Here is a 16,148-nt window from a genome sequence, read left to right on the forward strand (position 1 = left end):
GTCTTCCATCGGGAGGGTGTGTTGAATGTTACAAGATAACAATTACGATGTTTTGTATTGTTATAATGTATCATTATCAGCTGACCCAAATAGGGTCAGCCGGCAAGCGGGCGCTTTGACCTGCCAACCCTGATGAGGAACTCCCATGCGTAAACGTCTACCAGTGACCGTGTTGTCTGGTTTTCTCGGTGCAGGAAAAAGCACCCTGCTGAATTACATTTTGCGTAACCGCGACGATCTGCGTGTGGCGGTGATCGTCAATGACATGAGTGAAATCAACATTGATGGCGGCGAGGTTCAGCGCGACGTCAGCTTGAATCGTGCCGAAGAAAAACTGGTTGAAATGAGCAACGGTTGTATCTGCTGCACCTTGCGCGAAGACCTGTTGGAAGAGGTCAGCAAGCTGGCCAAGGATGGTCGCTTTGATTACTTATTGATCGAATCGACAGGTATTTCGGAGCCGTTGCCTGTGGCTGAAACTTTTACCTTTCGCGACGAATCCGGCCAAAGCCTGGCCGATATCGCACGTCTGGACACCATGGTGACAGTGGTGGATGGTCTGAACTTTCTGCAGGACTACCAGGCCGCTGAAAGCCTGGCGTCACGCGGTGAGACCTTGGGTGAAGACGATGAGCGTTCAATTACGGACCTGCTGATTGAGCAAATCGAGTTCGCTGACGTTATTTTGATCAGCAAAATCGACCTGATTAGCAGCGTCGAACGCCAGGAATTGATCGCCATCCTTGAGCGCTTGAATGCGCAGGCCGAAATCATCCCGATGGTAATGGGTGAAATCCCGCTGAAAAAGATCCTCGACACCGGTCGTTTTGACTTTGAACGCGCCGCTCAGGCGCCGGGCTGGTTGCAAGAATTACGCGGCGAGCACGTACCGGAAACCCAAGAGTACGGGATTGCTTCCACGGCCTACCGCGCGCGCCGCCCGTTTCATCCCGAACGCTTTTTCAACTTTATTGATCGCCCCTGGACCAACGGTAAATTGCTGCGTTCCAAGGGGTTTTTCTGGCTGGCCAGCAAGTACCAGGAAGCGGGCAGTTGGTCGCAGGCAGGCGGGCTGATGCGCTATGGATTTGCCGGTCGCTGGTGGCGTTTTGTCCCTCGTGATCAGTGGCCGCAAGACCCTGACACCAAAGCTGAAATCCTTAAAAAATGGCTGCCCGACACGGCAGATTGCCGTCAGGAACTGGTGTTTATCGGCCAGCACATCGACTTTGCCCAACTCTCTGCTGAGCTGGATGCCTGCCTGCTTACCGACCAGGAAATGGCCCTGGGTGTAGAAGGGTGGCAGCAATTGAATGACCCCTTTGGCGACTGGCATGAAGAGGTGGCGGCATGAGCAACGTTGCACGCCTTACCCGGCCACCGGTTGGACATGTCAGTGGGGCAGCGCCCGACATCATGGCTCGGATACTCGACGATGAGGTCAATCTGGCTATTTGGCAGCGCCAGCTACCGTTGCACATTCGCCAATTTGCAGATGTGTTGCTCGCGCTCGGTGAGCCTCTGGCGGATGCTTTAGTGCTTGAGATGGTCGATGAAAACGCCAAGCCCAACCTCGCTGGCTTGGCTTCTCGGTTTAACGACCTGCAAGGCTACGAGGGCTTCATTGCCGATATTTCCTGGTTGGTCAGTGCCTACGCCTGTTTATTAGGCGCAAAACGCGTAGGCCTGCGCCTCAGGGCCTTGGATAAGGCTATGTGCCCACGGTTTCACGTCGACCATGTACCTGTCAGGCTTATTACCACGTACGCAGGGTTTGGGAGCCAGTGGTTGCAGGAAGGTGTGATGGAGCGTCGTCATCTGGGTCAGGCCGATGCCGAGCCAACCGATGTTTCGTGCATTGAACAGGTCAAAGCCGGTGAGGTGGCGTTGCTCAAGGGAGAAAAATGGCAAGGCAACGAAGGCGCTGGGTTGATTCATCGTTCTCCGGCCTTGGCTGATGGTGAACGGAGACTGATTTTGACCCTGGATTGGTTGGCCTGAGGCATATTGCAGCTTTCGGTCAAAGCAGAAGCTGGCGATGATGTTGCAGAACATTCCTACTCATGTAATTGCCGGCCCATTGGGGGCCGGCAAAACCAGCCTTATTCAACACCTGATGACGCAAAAGCCCGATCACGAGCGATGGGCTGTACTGGTGAATGAGTTTGGCCAAATCGGGCTGGATGCGGCGCTGATGAGCACTGGCAGCGACGCAATTGCTATTGCTGAAGTGGCAGGCGGGTGCGTGTGTTGTGTCAACGGTGCGCCCTTCCAGATCGGCTTGAGCCGGCTTTTACGCAAGGCCCGACCTGATCGATTGTTTATCGAACCCTCGGGGTTGGGCCATCCCGCGCAAATTTTAAAACAGCTCAGTGAAGCGCCCTGGACAGGGGTGCTGGCGTTGCAGCCCTGCGTCATGGTGCTCGATGCGCAAGCGTTGGCCCAAGGAAAAAAGCTCCCCGAAACTCAGCAGGCGGCCCTCAAAAGCGTCGGCTTATTGGTTATGAATAAATCTCATAGTGTGCAAAATGAGCAACGTGAGCAGATTGCATACGGCCTGCCAAAGTGCCCGATTGTGTGGGTCGAACATGGACGAACCCCTTTAAATACACTGCCTTCAGCCGATATGAATGATATTCATACTGTGGATAACTCATTGATTTATAAGAAATTTATTCAAATCGGAAGTGTTTTTAACGACCCTTCTGTGCCGCTTCAGCTGGCCCAGTTACAGCCGCAAGGATGGAGTGCGGGTTGGCGCTGGCATACCTCGCGGCAATTTGATCTGAATCGCCTGCAGCAGTGGCTGAAAAGCCTTGATTGGTGTCGCGCCAAGCTGGTTGTCAGCGCTCCTGAGGGCTGGTTTTCGAGTAATTCTGTGGATAACTCGTTCGAACAGTGGAAACCCAGTGAGTGGCGCCAGGATTCTCGTATCGAATTGATCTTTGAGCATCCGCAAGACATGCATGCGCTCCGCTTAGGGCTGGAAAACTGCCTGATCAATAAGGGTTTGAGGGGGGGAGATTAGGAGGGAGTCGGCTGAAACCCTTTATTTTCGGGGATATTGTGCTGGTAAAATTGTCCTACAATTCAAACTGTTTGTAGGAAATTTAGCCAATAAAAAACCCTTGAGACGTGTCTATCTCAAGGGTTTCAGAGGATTTATCCACAGGCTGAAGGGGTGTCAGTGGCGGGTCTTGCTGTGTTCCTGCCGCCATTGGCTCAGCTCGATCACCTGAGCGCTGTGAACGATTGCCGGCTCCGGTTCTGCCTCGGACTTGACGGGGTAGGGTGGCAAGTCGATTTTGGCGCTGTGCGCGCCAAACTGGGTGATGGTCCCGGTATGGCGTTGATCGCCGGTGACCGTGAATTCGAAGTTATACACACGGGCCAAACGCTTTTGCCCATTGGCATCGGCGATAAAAGCGATTTTTTTCAACGCGACGTTATCATCCAGCAACTCGATATCGAGCTTTTGGCAGTGTTGCTTGACCCGTTCGAGTGCGCGCTCACGCAGGCCGTGGTTGTGCCACAGCCAGGCAGCGCCGGTCGCCAGCAGCATCAGCACAAACATATTTCCCAGGGTCAGCATTCAGTGCGCTCCAACAGATTAGGTTCAGCTTAACTGTGTCTTCAGCCTGTCGTACAGGTCATGTTTAGTCGCATACTGCGTGGCTTGAATCCATCCGCAGTCTGGAATCCGGCATGAAACGTACACCTCACTTACTCGCCATCCAATCCCACGTGGTTTTCGGCCATGCCGGCAACAGCGCAGCTGTGTTCCCCATTCAGCGTGTCGGCGTGAATGTCTGGCCTTTGAACACGGTGCAGTTCTCTAACCACACTCAGTATGGTCAGTGGGCGGGCGAAGTGTTGGCCCCAGAGCAAATTCCTGCACTGGTAGAAGGCATTGCCGCGATCGGCGAGCTGGGGAACTGTGATGCCGTACTTTCTGGCTACTTGGGCAGCGCGGCACAAGGGCGGGCGATTCTACGCGGCGTGGCCCGTATCAAGGCCACTAACCCGCATGCGCTCTACCTTTGCGACCCGGTGATGGGGCACCCGGAGAAGGGCTGCATCGTGCCCCAGGAGGTGAGTGATTTTCTGCTCGACGAAGCGGCCGCCGTCGCTGACTTCTTGTGCCCTAATCAACTGGAGCTGGACAGCTTTTGCGGCCGCCAGCCGCAATCATTGTTTGATTGCCTGGCGATGGCCCGTAGCCTGTTGGCCCGTGGTCCTAAAGCGGTGCTGGTGAAACATTTGTCGTATCCCGGCAAGCCAGCAGAAAGCTTTGAAATGCTACTGGTGACCGCTGAGGGCAGTTGGCACTTGCGACGCCCGCTGCTGGCCTTCCCGCGTCAGCCGGTGGGTGTGGGAGATCTGACATCTGGGTTGTTCCTGGCGCGCGTGTTGCTGGGTGACAGCTTGGTGGCGGCCTTTGAGTTCACGGCCGCAGCGGTGCACGAAGTGCTGCTCGAAACCCAGGCCTGCAGCAGCTACGAGTTGCAACTGGTGCGTGCGCAAGACCGCATTGCCCACCCGCGCGTGCGGTTCGAGGCGGTGCCGATCAGTTTGTAAGCTGCCACTTGCGGCAATGCGTGTAGGAGCGAGCTTGTCTCGCGATCTTTTTGAACGTTTAAAAGATCGCGAGACAAGCTCGCTCCTACAGGATGAACTGCCCCCAAAAAGTTGGACACCCATCCAACTTTTGGGGGGCAGTTCAGAGGTGTGGCGGTGACTTTTACAGTGTTTCGTCTTTCAATTCGCGGTAGCGTTTTTCCAGTTCCTGACGGATCTGGCGACGTTGCTTGCCCTGGATAAAGCGGCGCTTTTCTTCGCTGTTCAATGGCTGCAAAGGTGGCACAGCAGCCGGTTTACGGTCGTCGTCCACGGCCACCATGGTGAAGAAACAGCTGTTGGTGTGGCGCACTGAGCGTTCACGAATGTTTTCGGTGACCACTTTGATCCCGACTTCCATTGAGGTATTGCCGGTGTAGTTTACCGACGCCAGGAAGGTCACCAACTCGCCGACATGAATCGGCTCGCGAAAAATAACCTGGTCGACCGACAGGGTGACCACATAACGCCCCGCATAGCGGCTGGCGCAAGCATAAGCGACCTCGTCGAGGTACTTGAGCAAGGTTCCGCCGTGAACATTGCCAGAAAAGTTGGCCATGTCAGGGGTCATCAAGACCGTCATCGACAATTGAGAGTTTCCGGGTTCCATAGCAGCAGGCTCGCGGTAGTGTTGCAGCGGTGAAATGGGCATCTCTGCGGATACTTTGTGATTTTTTGAAACAGTTAATAACGGGACGCTGCCGCTTTGGCTGTCGTCACGCTCTGATGTATCTGTTTCCATATATTGCACCGCCTTTCAGCCAGAAGTCGCGGTGTAAACGTGCAAAAGTCCTTCGTTCGGACATTTCCTAAATCTAAAGCAACTGACAGGCACCGCTGACTCAGCCGGAGCTGTCGCTGTGTTGCTGGGCAAAAAATATAAAAGGAGCGTCACGCCATGCATGCCATCAGCTTTATCCAGGATTTGGCAGTCATCATGCTGGTCGCAGGCGTGGTGACTATTCTGTTCCACCGGTTCAAGCAACCGGTGGTGCTGGGTTACATCGTGGCCGGTTTCATTATCGGTCCGCACACCCCGCCTTTTGGTCTGATTCACGATGAAGAAACCATCAAAACCCTGGCCGAGCTCGGGGTGATTTTCTTGATGTTTTGCCTGGGGCTGGAATTCAGCCTGCGCAAACTTTTCAAGGTCGGGGCTACAGCGTTTATTGCCGCGTTCATGGAAATTACCCTGATGATCTGGATCGGCTACGAAATTGGCCGCTGGTTCGACTGGAACACCATGGACTCGCTGTTTCTGGGCGCGATCCTGGCGATCTCCTCGACCACGATCATTGTTAAAGCGCTCAACGATCTGAAGATGAAAAACGAGCGTTTCGCGCAGCTTATTTTTGGCGTGCTGATCGTTGAAGACATCCTGGGTATCGGGATTATTGCCTTGCTGTCGAGCCTTGCTGTGAGCGGCAGTGTGAGCCCTGAAGAAGTCTTTTCGACGGTCGGCAAATTGTCATTGTTCATGATCGTGGCTCTGGTCATTGGCATCTTGCTGGTGCCACGAGTGCTAGCGTATGTGGCGCGTTTCGAGAGCAATGAAATGCTGCTCATCACTGTGTTGGGGCTGTGTTTTGGCTTCTGCCTGCTGGTGGTCCGGTTGGAATACAGCATGGTGCTGGGCGCCTTCCTGATCGGTGCGATCATGGCCGAATCACGTCAGTTGCTTAAAATCGAACGCTTGATCGAGCCGGTGCGTGACCTGTTCAGTGCCATCTTTTTTGTCGCCATCGGACTGATGCTCGACCCCGCCATCCTGATGGAATATGCGCTACCGATCATAGTGATCACCGTCGCAGTAGTGCTAGGCAAGATGCTTTCCTGCGGGCTAGGTGCATTTATCGCCGGTAATGACGGACGTACCTCACTGCGTGTAGGGATGGGGCTTTCACAGATTGGAGAGTTTTCTTTCATCATTGCTGCGTTGGGCATGACCTTGCAGGTCACAAGCAGCTTCCTGTATCCCGTAGCGGTCGCTGTATCGGTGCTGACCACGTTGATGACGCCTTACCTGATTCGCGCCGCAGACCCGCTCTCGCTCAAGCTGGCGCAGGTGGTGCCGGATCGTGTTTCACGGGTATTTGGGCTGTATGGCGAATGGTTGCGCAGCATTCAGCCGCAAGGCGAGGGCGCATTGCTCGCGGCGATGATCCGTAAAATATTGCTGCAAGTGGGCGTTAACCTGGCGTTGGTCATCGCCATTTTCTTTGCTGGCGGCTTCTTCGCCCCCACGATCGGGCGTTATCTGCAGGGCTGGATTATGGAGCCGAGCTGGCAAAAGGGGATGATCTGGGGCTTGGCATTGCTGCTGTCGTTGCCGTTCTTGATCGCGGCGTATCGCAAGCTTAAAGCCCTGTCGATGTTGCTGGCCGAGATGGGCGTCAAACCTGAAATGGCGGGGCGCCACACACAGCGCGTGCGTCGGGTGATCGCTGAGGTGATCCCGATTTTGTCATTGCTGGTGATTTTTCTGTTGCTGTCGGCCTTGTCGGCGAGCATCTTGCCGACCAACGAACTGCTGATCGTGATTGGCGTGGTGGCAGCGGGCGTTGCAGCGTTGTTGTGGCGCTGGTTTGTGCGTATCCATACGCGCATGCAGGTGGCGCTGCTGGAGACGCTGGATAACCACAAGGAAAGCAGCCACTGAAAACTGTGTAGGAGCGAGCTTGCCTCGCGATCTTTTGATCTTTTAAAAGATCGCGAGACGAACTCGCTCCTGCAGGAGGGTGTTTATCAGCTCTCCAGCCAGACGTCCCGTGCCCAGTGCCAAACCGACTCCCAGGTTTCTTCGGTGAGCAGTTCTTCTTCACCCGACCACAGCACCACGGTGCCGTCTTCTTCGACGCAGTAGTAGTCGTCACCGTCCTGGCAGATAGGGATCAGGCTGCGATCAACGCCGGCATCCCAGGCGTTTGCCGCTACTTCCGGCAGGTAGGTGTGGGACTGAGGGTCGGTCACCGTGACCGGCTCCAGGCTGCCGTAGACCACATCGCTGACGGTCAGCAAAAACTCTCTGAAGACAAAAGGAATATCGATGAACAATTGTTCTTCGATTTCGACCAGCAGGTCCTCGTCAGGCAGCTCCAGAGGAACAGGTACCGGCTCGTTGGCTTCACGCAATTGTTCGATAATTTCTTCCACGACCTCAATCCTCATGCTCTGTATGGCGCGGTTTTAGTTGACGCGCTTTATACAGTAGCTCGTTACAAGTGCAATCGTGAAATGCAAAACCCCGGACAAGTCCGGGGTTTTGTTTACAGCATGTGATGCCTGAAGGATCAGCCGTTCTGGCGGATACCGGCAACCAGCCAAGGCTGGTTCTCACCTTGTGGGCGTTCCATGTTCCAGCTTTCGCTGAACGCTTCGCCTTGGTCGAAACGCGAGTTTTTCGATACGCCGCTGAAGGTCAGGGTCGCGATCGTCTTGTCGGCGCGATCATCCACACCTTCAAGTTGTACCTGCAGGTTGTCGATGTAGGTCGACTGGAAGCCGTCGCCCAGCTCAGCACGCTCGCGCTTGAGGAACTCGAGCATTTGCGGAGTCACGAACTCGGCGATTTTGTCCATTTCGTTGGCATCCCAGTGTTGTTGCAGGGATTGGAAATGGTTACGCGCAGCTTCAAGGAAGCTCTGTTCGTTGAACCAGGCCGGTGCGTTGATGACCGGACGGGCAGCGGCAGGAGCAGCCGAACCGCCGAAGATCGAGTTCAAGGCTGGCTTTTGCTCGAACACTTCGCGCTGCATCGGCGCGTGGCCAGCTGGCGCCATGTCAGCTTGTTGCTTGCGACGACGGGCGGCAATGAAGCGGAAGATCACAAAGGCGATGACCGCCATGATCAAGATGTCGAAGAATTGCATACCCTGGAAGCCGCCACCCATGAACATGGAGGCGAGTAGCCCGCCAGCCGCGAGGCCAGCCAGAGGGCCGAGCCAGCGAGAAGCACCGCCGGCTTTAGCAGCTGCGCCTGCAGCACCGGCGGCAGCAGGAGCAGCTGCGGCAGGAGCAGCCTGGCGAGTTTGGTGGCTTGGCGCTGAACCGGCGCTTTTGCCGCCGCCGAAGCGTTTGGCGTTCGCGTCGAGGCTCATCGTCAAACCGATGCACAACGCCATGGCGATGCTAAGAAAACGTTTCATAAAGGGAGTTCCCATTTGTGGATGACACGCGCGCCATGTTGCACAGGTGAGGTGTGACTGGCTAGCAGTGAAATGTTTCGGGCTTTTGCCTGATTTGGCGTAGGACAGATCCTGTAGTCACGTAATACATGTATGAGCGAGATTGCCTCGCGATCTTTTTGGCGCTCAAAAGATCGCGAGGCAAGCTCGCTCATACAGGCTCTTTAACATGTCAGACAGCCTCAAGCTTGGCGTAGCCCATCATCAGCCACTTGCTGCCTTCGGGGAAGTTCACCTGCACACGGGCCTGGGCTCCGGCGCCTTCAAAATTGAGGATCACGCCTTCACCAAACACGGCGTGCTTAACCAACTGGCCAAGCTTGAATTCGGTTTCCGGAATGTCCGAACCACCAAAGAGCGTACTGGGGCTTTGCTTCTGGCCGCCGAAAGGACGACTGACGCTGTTGGACAAGCGAACTTCCTGGATCAGCCCCTTTGGTACTTCACGCACGAAACGCGAAACCTTGTTGTAGGTTTCTGCGCCATAGAGGCGTCGGGTTTCTGCGTAGGTCATGACCAGGTTATGCATCGCCCGGGTGATGCCTACGTAGGCCAGGCGGCGTTCCTCTTCCAGGCGGCCGGGCTCTTCCAGGCTCATCTTGTGCGGGAACAAGCCTTCTTCCATGCCCACCAGGAACACGTAAGGGAACTCCAGGCCTTTGGCGCTGTGCAGCGTCATCAGCTGGATACCGTCTTCGTGCTCTTCGGCTTGGGTATCACCGGCTTCCAGTGAGGCATGACCCAGGAAGGCTGCCAGAGGCGATAGCTCTTCGTCTTCATCATTGCTTTCAAAGTTGCGCGCCGCGCTCACCAGTTCCTCAAGGTTTTCTACCCGGGCCTGGCCTTTCTCACCTTTTTCCGCTTCGTGGTAGGCAATCAGCCCACTTTGCTCGATCACGGTCTGGGTCATCAGGTGCAGCGGCATGTCCATGACTTTGGCAGCGAGGTTCTCGATCAACTCCATAAAGCCTGCAATGGCGCCAGAGGCCCGGCCCGGCAGAGCTTTATTGGCGAGCAGCTGGCGCATGGCCTCCCACATCGACACGTTGCTGTGACGAGCGTGTTCGCGGATGGCTTCGACTGTTTTTTCACCGATGCCACGTGCCGGAACGTTGATCACCCGCTCCAGGGCTGCATCGTTGCCGCGGCCTTCAAGCAAACGCAGGTAAGCCATGGCGTTTTTAATTTCGGCGCGTTCAAAGAAGCGCTGGCCGCCATAGATGCGGTACGGAATACGTTCGCGCAACAAGGCTTCTTCAAGCACCCGCGATTGGGCGTTGGAGCGATACAAAATGGCGATGTCGTTGCGCGCCAGACCGGTATTCAATGCGCTCTGGATGGTTTCGACCACATAGCGTGCTTCATCGTGTTCGTTGAAGGCCGCGTACAAATTGATCGCTTCGCCATCACCGCCATCGGTCCACAGCTCTTTGCCCATGCGCCCGCTGTTGTTGGCAATCAGGGCGTTGGCGGCCTTGAGGATGCCGGCCGTGGAGCGATAGTTTTGCTCCAGGCGGATGGTTTCGGCGTCCGGGAAGTCGGTCGAGTACTGGTAGATGTTTTCGATCTTGGCGCCGCGCCAGCCGTAAATCGACTGATCGTCATCGCCCACCACCATCAAGCTGTCGCCACCTTTGGCCAGCAAGCGCAGCCAGGCGTATTGCACGGCGTTGGTGTCTTGGAATTCGTCGACCAAAATGTGCCGGAAGCGTTTTTGATAATGCTCCAGCAAGCCCGGGTGATCGCGCCACAGGTCGAGGGCGCGCAACAGCAGCTCGGAGAAGTCGATGACGCCTGCGCGCTGGCAAGCGGCCTCGTAGGCTTCATAAATGCTGCGCATGGTGCCCAGGAACAAGTCGCCGCTGGTTTGTATGTGCTGCGGGCGCAGACCCTCGTCTTTCTGGCCGTTGATAAACCACTGTGCCTGACGTGCCGGCCAGCGCTGCTCATCCAGACCCAGATCGCGAATCACACGCTTGACCAGGCGTTGCTGGTCATCGCTGTCGAGAATCTGGAAGGTCTGGCTCAAGCCGGCTTCTTGCCAGTGAGCCCGCAGCAGGCGGTGCGCCAGCCCGTGGAAGGTACCAACCCACATGCCGGCCGGATTGATGCCCATGAGCTGCTCGATGCGATGACGCATCTCGGCAGCGGCCTTGTTGGTGAACGTCACCGACAGCACGGAATGCGGGGACGCGTTCTCGACCTGGATCAACCAGGCGATACGGTGCACCAGCACACGGGTTTTGCCGGAGCCAGCACCGGCCAGAACCAACTGACGACCAATGCTGGCCGTGACGGCCTGACGTTGGGCATCGTTGAGGGAATTTAACAAGAGAGAGAGATCTTCGCGCATCGGCGCATTCTAGGGTGCTGGGTCAAACCGGGCAAATACCAATCCAGTTCTGTTTGGCCGTCTGTCGCGGCTTTTGACAAAACGTCAAAAAAGAGTGTCTAGAGGCTGATCGCCCCATTGATTTGGTTAACTGCACTAATTTTGTCTATTTTTTGACGTCTCATCGTTTGGTCGTGGAGGCTGCTTGTGTATGCTCGGGCGACTTTTTGGCTCATCTCCCTTGAATAAGAACGTTGTCGATGAATCAGAGTTTTACCTCCTTGGGTATTTATTCCGGCTTAGGATTTGGGCTTTTTCTGGCCCTGCTGGGTGCATTTATCTGGCGAATCGATCTGATTAATCAGCGTCGCAAAGTACGTAATAAAAACTTCAAAAGCGTGTTCGAAGAACTACAGGACGCCAATTTTCGTAGTGAACAGCTCAACGCTGAGCTCGCTCGCGAGGTCGAGCAGCGTCGGCTGGCGTCGACGGTGTTCGAGGCCGCCAGCGAAGGCATCGTGATTCTTGATCCCACTTATAAAATGCTCACGGTCAACCAGGCGTTCAGCCGGATCAGTGGTTATCCCGTGGCTGAGTTGGTGGGCCACCGGGTTGATGAACTGGCCTGCAGCCGCGATGCGCGACGACATTTTCCGACTATCCAGGCTTCTCTGGCCGAGCACGACAGCTGGCTGGGGGAGCTGGTTGAAACCCGCAAGAACGGCGAGCTCTACCCGCAATGGCTGCAACTCAAAGTGGTGCGTGACAACGCCGAGCAAGTCAGCCATATCGTGGCCTTTATTACCGATCTTTCGGCGCGACGTATTGTTGAGGCGCGCGTACGTCATCTGACGCATTTTGATGAACTGACTGGCCTGGCGAATCGAATGCTCTTCAAGGAGCGTCTGGAGGAGGCCAATCAGCGCATTCGCCAAGGTACGTCGCGAAACCTGGCGTTGCTGCACATCGATCTGGATCGCTTCAAGCTGCTCAATGACAGCCTGGGTCCGGAACTGGCGGATCAGGTGCTGGAAAAAATCGCCGAGCGTCTGATCAAGGCAATGCCCGAAGCTGACACCATTGCGCGTCTCTCCAGCGATGAATTTGCCGTGCTATTCGATGCCTACGCCAGCCTGACAAGCCTGGCGCGGGTTGCCACACGGCTGTTGAGCAAACTGAGCCGACCGTTAGTGATCGACGGCCATGAGTTGGTGATCAGCGCCTCAATGGGGATCAGCCTGTTGCCAGACGGCGCCCGAGATATTGCCCAGTTAGTCAGCCAGGCCAACAAAGCCATGCAGCAGGCCAAACACATGGGTGGCGGGACGTTTCAGTTTTTCAGCCACAGCTTGCAACACAGCACCCTGGAGCGTTTGCAGCTCGAAAACCAACTGCGCAAAGCCATTACCGAGCGCCAGCTCAGCGTTTTTTATCAACCTAAGCTTTGCCTCAAAACCGGCCGTTTGCATGCCGCTGAAGCACTGGTGCGCTGGGACCATCCGCAGCTGGGTAGCGTGGCGCCGAGCGACTTTATTGCTCTGGCAGAAGAAACCGGCCTGATCGTGCTGATCGGTGAGTTTGTGTTGCGTGAGGCTTGCCGTCAGACCGCCGAATGGCAGTCTGCCGGGTTGGCGCCGATACGGGTGTCGGTGAACCTCTCGGGTCATCAACTGCGCCAGGGCAACCTGATTAGCCTGGTGCGCCAGGTACTCGAAGACACCGGGCTGGCACCGCATTGCCTAGAGCTTGAGATTACCGAAAGCCAGTTGCTGGACAATGTTGAATACGTGATTGCCACCTTCCAGCAATTGCATGCGCTGGGCGTAAAGCTGGCCATTGATGACTTTGGTACGGGTTACTCATCGCTCGGCTACCTCAAGCGCTTTGCCGTGGACTACGTCAAAATTGATCAGACGTTTATTCGAGGCGTTGGCGATTGTGCGGAAGACGATGCCATCACCAAGGCGATCATTTCGATGGCCCATAGTCTGGATCTGCAAGTGGTGGCCGAGGGCGTTGAAAACGAAGTGCAACTGGCGTTTCTCAAGGAGCAACGCTGCGACGAGGTGCAGGGTTTCTTAATCAGCAGCCCGACCAACGCTTTGGCCATGGCTGATTTATTGCGTGCAGATCAAGCCATGGCGGCGCGATGAAAATGGCTACATGGACTGAAAAACCTGCATTCTGCGCATAAGACCGATGAGACTACGACGTATTGGTTGGGCAAAAAACGAATTCTTGTAGTATAACTACAAGATTGCTACATCCCCGGCGCCCGCCGCTTCCAGACCGAGTCCTGCCTTTTGAATCTGCTGCAACATATCGCCCAGTCACGCCACTTGTTACGTAAATCGGAACTCAAGGTCGCCGATCACGTGCTGCTTGATCCTGCGGCTGTAATGCACAGTTCCATGGCCGACCTTGCTCACAGTGTCGGTATCAGTGAGCCCACCATCGTGCGTTTTTGCCGGGCAATTGGCTGTTCGGGGTTTCAGGATTTAAAACTCAAGCTGGCGCAAAGCCTGGCGGCCGGTGCCAGTTTTGGTCAATTTGCGATTCATGAAGACGATTCGGTTGCGGACTACAGCCTGAAAATCTTCGATACCACGCTACACACCTTGATGGATGTGCGTGAGAAGCTCGATCCTGTGGCGTTACAACAGGCCGTGACTGCCATGTCGCAGGCGCAGCGGGTTGAGTTCTATGGCTTTGGTGCATCGGGCGCTGTAGCGGCGGATGCCCAGCATAAGTTCTTCCGATTGTTGCTGACGGCGGCAGCGTATTCCGACCCGCATATGCAGGCGATGTCGGCGGTGACTTTAAAGCCGACAGACGTCGCCATTTGTATTTCGCAGTCCGGGCGTTCCAAAGACTTGCTGATCACCGCCAACCTGGTGCGTGAAAGTGGCGCGACGCTGATTACCTTGTGCCCAAGCCAGACACCTTTGGCTGAACTGGCGACGGTAAACCTGGCGATCGACGTGCATGAAGACACCGAAATCTATACCCCGTTGACCTCGCGTATCGCCCACCTGGTGGTGATTGACGTGTTGGCGATGGGCGTTGCCATGGCCCGCGGCCCGAGCTTGGTCAACCACCTCAAGAGTGTTAAGCGCAGCCTTCGCAGCTTGCGTCTGTCGCCCAAATCGCTGAAAAGCCACGAAGATTAAAAGCCCCTCACCCCAACCCTCTCCCGGAGGGAGAGGGGGCTTGACCGTACTGTGTTCAGAAGCACCGTCATTCTTTCAGACCGCCTCAAATCGATAGCATCTCCCAATCAGTTCCCTTTCCCTCAGGAGAGGGAGCTTGATCGTGCTGTGTTCATAAGCACCGCCATTCTTTCAGACCGCATCAAATCGATGGCATCTCCCAATCAGTTCCTTACCCCTTGGGAGGGAGCTTGATTGTGCTGTGTTCATAAGCACCGCCATTCTTTCAGACCGCCTCAAATCGATAGCATCCCCCAATCAGTTCCCTCTCCTTCTGGGAGAGGGAGCTTGATCGTGCTGTTTTCAGAAGCACCGTCATTCTTCCAGACCGCATCAAATCGATAGCATCCCCCAATTGGTTCCCTCTCCCTCCGGGAGAGGGTTAGGGTGAGGGCGTTTTTGGCTCCTCGTTACCGTTCATCGGTCAGTCATCGCACATTCGCCAAGTCGTAACAAAGCGAGTCCATCGTGAAACTCCCGTACACGCCTTGGGAGACTCGAAATGGCCCAGCCTTACGAAGAACGCAACAGCGCCGTCAAAACCCGCCGTCAACAAGAAGACCAGCGTCGCATGGCTTTTCGTCGCGCGATCGAAGACCTTACGGACCAGCGCCAACTGCGCCTGGAAACAGCCGATTACCCTGATCTCGCTGCGCTCAACTACTGGCAGTCCCCGTCGGCAAGTGGCCGTCGAAACGCTCAACCAGCGCGCTGATTTGCTGGCGTTCACTGCGTATGAATGCCAGGAACGCATGCGCCACCGGTGACAGGCGTTTGGCTTTAGCCTGCACCACGCACCAACTGCGATACAGCGGCAATTCTTCGACCGGCAGCTCATGCAGTAGGCCGGTCGCCAGTTCCAGGCTGACGGCGTGGCGCGTTAACAGCGCCACGCCCAACCCGGCCACAGCACACTCGCGTTGCGATTCGTTTGACGACACTTCCAGTGTTTGATTGAAGTGAACGCGCTTCTCTTTGAAATACTCTTCACACGCCAAACGCGTCCCCGAACCTTGCTCGCGCATCAGCAACGGATACGGTTCAAGGTCTTGCAAACGCAGCGGGCCTTGTTCGCACAGCGGGTGTCCGGCGGGGGCGACCGCAACGATGGGGTTATTCAAGAACGGTAAAAATTCCAGCCCCATGTCCAGCGGCACCATCGACATGATCACCAGGTCATCGCGGTTGTCTGAAAGCCGACGCACGGCCTGTGCCCGATTGACCACCGTGAGCTGCAAATTCACCTCTGGGTGCTGGCGCTTGAAGGCGGCAAATAAATGCGGCACGAAATATTTTGCGCTCGATTCAATGGCCAGTTTCAGTTGGCCTTGCAGTGAGCCGAGCATGTCCGAGAGCTGCATATCGAGGTTTTCGAGCCGTCCGAAAATGTCCCGGCTGGCTAGCTTAAGCGCTTCAGCCGCTTCGGTCAGATACAACTTTTTGCCCACATATTCGAACAATGGCTGGCCAATCAGCTCTTCCAACTGACGAATTTGTAGACTTACGGCGGGTTGCGTCAGCGACATTTCTTCTGCCGCACGGCTGTAAGAGCGCAAATCGCACACTTCATTGAACACCTGAAGTTGACGAAAAGTTATACGCATCAATGACTTACGCATTTTATTAATTTTTCTTAGGGCAAGTGACCTTATGACTATAAGTCTTTGCTAATGGTAGACCCAAGAATTATTGATTTTTGTTTATTCATGCGGAGGACTAGTGTGACAACGCAACTGTTCAGACACATTTGGACACGTGCGGACCTGGTCTAGCAGGTCGTTTGTTCCATGGGCTTTAGGGAAAAAT

The 16,148-nt window shown here is 55.5% G+C and carries 14 protein-coding genes; 8 read left to right on the plus strand and 6 right to left on the minus strand.

Annotated elements, in window-relative coordinates; translation table 11 throughout:
• The first annotated feature begins 145 nt into the window (after positions 1–145).
• From zigA to NTD86_RS14420, 3 genes are read left to right on the plus strand one after another with little or no spacing between them, the layout of a single operon-like run.
• Positions 146–1,354, plus strand: a complete 1,209-nt coding sequence (gene zigA / locus NTD86_RS14410) for a zinc metallochaperone GTPase ZigA (RefSeq protein ID WP_262203181.1) — start codon at positions 146–148, stop codon at positions 1,352–1,354.
• Positions 1,351–2,001 (plus strand): DUF1826 domain-containing protein, encoded by a 651-nt coding sequence (locus tag NTD86_RS14415; protein ID WP_262203182.1) that lies wholly within the window; start codon positions 1,351–1,353, stop codon positions 1,999–2,001. The genes zigA and NTD86_RS14415 overlap by 4 nt, the downstream gene beginning before the upstream one ends.
• A 40-nt stretch (positions 2,002–2,041) precedes the next feature.
• Positions 2,042–3,028: a CobW family GTP-binding protein gene (locus tag NTD86_RS14420; protein ID WP_262203242.1), complete on the plus strand. Its 987-nt coding sequence runs from the start codon at positions 2,042–2,044 to the stop codon at positions 3,026–3,028.
• Positions 3,029–3,184: 156 nt separating this feature from the next.
• Here NTD86_RS14420 and NTD86_RS14425 read toward each other — a convergent pair whose 3' ends face one another.
• The gene (locus NTD86_RS14425; RefSeq protein ID WP_262203184.1) at positions 3,185–3,592 is read right to left on the minus strand and encodes a DUF3301 domain-containing protein; all 408 of its coding nucleotides are present in this window, start codon (positions 3,590–3,592) and stop codon (positions 3,185–3,187) included.
• Positions 3,593–3,705: 113 nt separating this feature from the next.
• On the opposite strand from NTD86_RS14425, the gene pdxY reads away from it, so the two are divergent.
• Positions 3,706–4,578 (plus strand): pyridoxal kinase PdxY, encoded by an 873-nt coding sequence (gene pdxY / locus NTD86_RS14430; protein ID WP_262203186.1) that lies wholly within the window; start codon positions 3,706–3,708, stop codon positions 4,576–4,578.
• Between the two features lie 163 nt (positions 4,579–4,741).
• Here pdxY and NTD86_RS14435 read toward each other — a convergent pair whose 3' ends face one another.
• Positions 4,742–5,227, minus strand: a complete 486-nt coding sequence (locus NTD86_RS14435) for an acyl-CoA thioesterase (protein WP_262203244.1) — start codon at positions 5,225–5,227, stop codon at positions 4,742–4,744.
• A 288-nt stretch (positions 5,228–5,515) separates the two neighbouring features.
• Between NTD86_RS14435 and NTD86_RS14440 the strand changes: the two genes are divergently transcribed.
• Positions 5,516–7,276: a cation:proton antiporter gene (locus tag NTD86_RS14440; RefSeq protein WP_262203187.1), complete on the plus strand. Its 1,761-nt coding sequence runs from the start codon at positions 5,516–5,518 to the stop codon at positions 7,274–7,276.
• Between the two features lie 86 nt (positions 7,277–7,362).
• On the opposite strand, the gene NTD86_RS14445 is transcribed toward NTD86_RS14440, so the two are convergent.
• The 3 genes from NTD86_RS14445 to uvrD form a co-directional block, all read right to left on the minus strand.
• Positions 7,363–7,770: an SMI1/KNR4 family protein gene (locus NTD86_RS14445; protein ID WP_262203188.1), complete on the minus strand. Its 408-nt coding sequence runs from the start codon at positions 7,768–7,770 to the stop codon at positions 7,363–7,365.
• Between the two features lie 137 nt (positions 7,771–7,907).
• Positions 7,908–8,762 (minus strand): Tim44 domain-containing protein, encoded by an 855-nt coding sequence (locus NTD86_RS14450; RefSeq protein ID WP_262203190.1) that lies wholly within the window; start codon positions 8,760–8,762, stop codon positions 7,908–7,910.
• Between the two features lie 211 nt (positions 8,763–8,973).
• A complete protein-coding gene (gene uvrD / locus NTD86_RS14455) occupies positions 8,974–11,154 on the minus strand; it encodes a DNA helicase II (RefSeq protein WP_262203192.1) in 2,181 nt (726 codons plus the stop codon).
• 239 nt (positions 11,155–11,393) lie between these two features.
• Between uvrD and NTD86_RS14460 the strand changes: the two genes are divergently transcribed.
• The 3 genes from NTD86_RS14460 (at position 11,394) to NTD86_RS14470 (ending at position 15,057) form a co-directional block, all read left to right on the plus strand.
• Complete coding sequence (locus tag NTD86_RS14460; protein ID WP_315974750.1) at positions 11,394–13,286, plus strand: putative bifunctional diguanylate cyclase/phosphodiesterase; 1,893 nt, start codon at positions 11,394–11,396, stop codon at positions 13,284–13,286.
• Between the two features lie 150 nt (positions 13,287–13,436).
• Positions 13,437–14,303: a transcriptional regulator HexR gene (gene hexR / locus NTD86_RS14465; protein ID WP_048373728.1), complete on the plus strand. Its 867-nt coding sequence runs from the start codon at positions 13,437–13,439 to the stop codon at positions 14,301–14,303.
• A gap of 541 nt (positions 14,304–14,844) precedes the next feature.
• Entirely contained in the window at positions 14,845–15,057 is a 213-nt protein-coding gene (locus tag NTD86_RS14470) for a PA3496 family putative envelope integrity protein (RefSeq protein ID WP_262203193.1), read from the plus strand.
• On the opposite strand, the gene NTD86_RS14475 is transcribed toward NTD86_RS14470, so the two are convergent.
• The gene (locus NTD86_RS14475; protein ID WP_262203194.1) at positions 14,999–15,961 is read right to left on the minus strand and encodes a LysR family transcriptional regulator; all 963 of its coding nucleotides are present in this window, start codon (positions 15,959–15,961) and stop codon (positions 14,999–15,001) included. The genes NTD86_RS14470 and NTD86_RS14475 overlap by 59 nt on opposite strands.
• Positions 15,962–16,148: the final 187 nt, after the last annotated feature.

This window comes from Pseudomonas sp. 7P_10.2_Bac1 (assembly GCF_025465935.1).
Taxonomy (GTDB): Bacteria; Pseudomonadota; Gammaproteobacteria; order Pseudomonadales; family Pseudomonadaceae; genus Aquipseudomonas.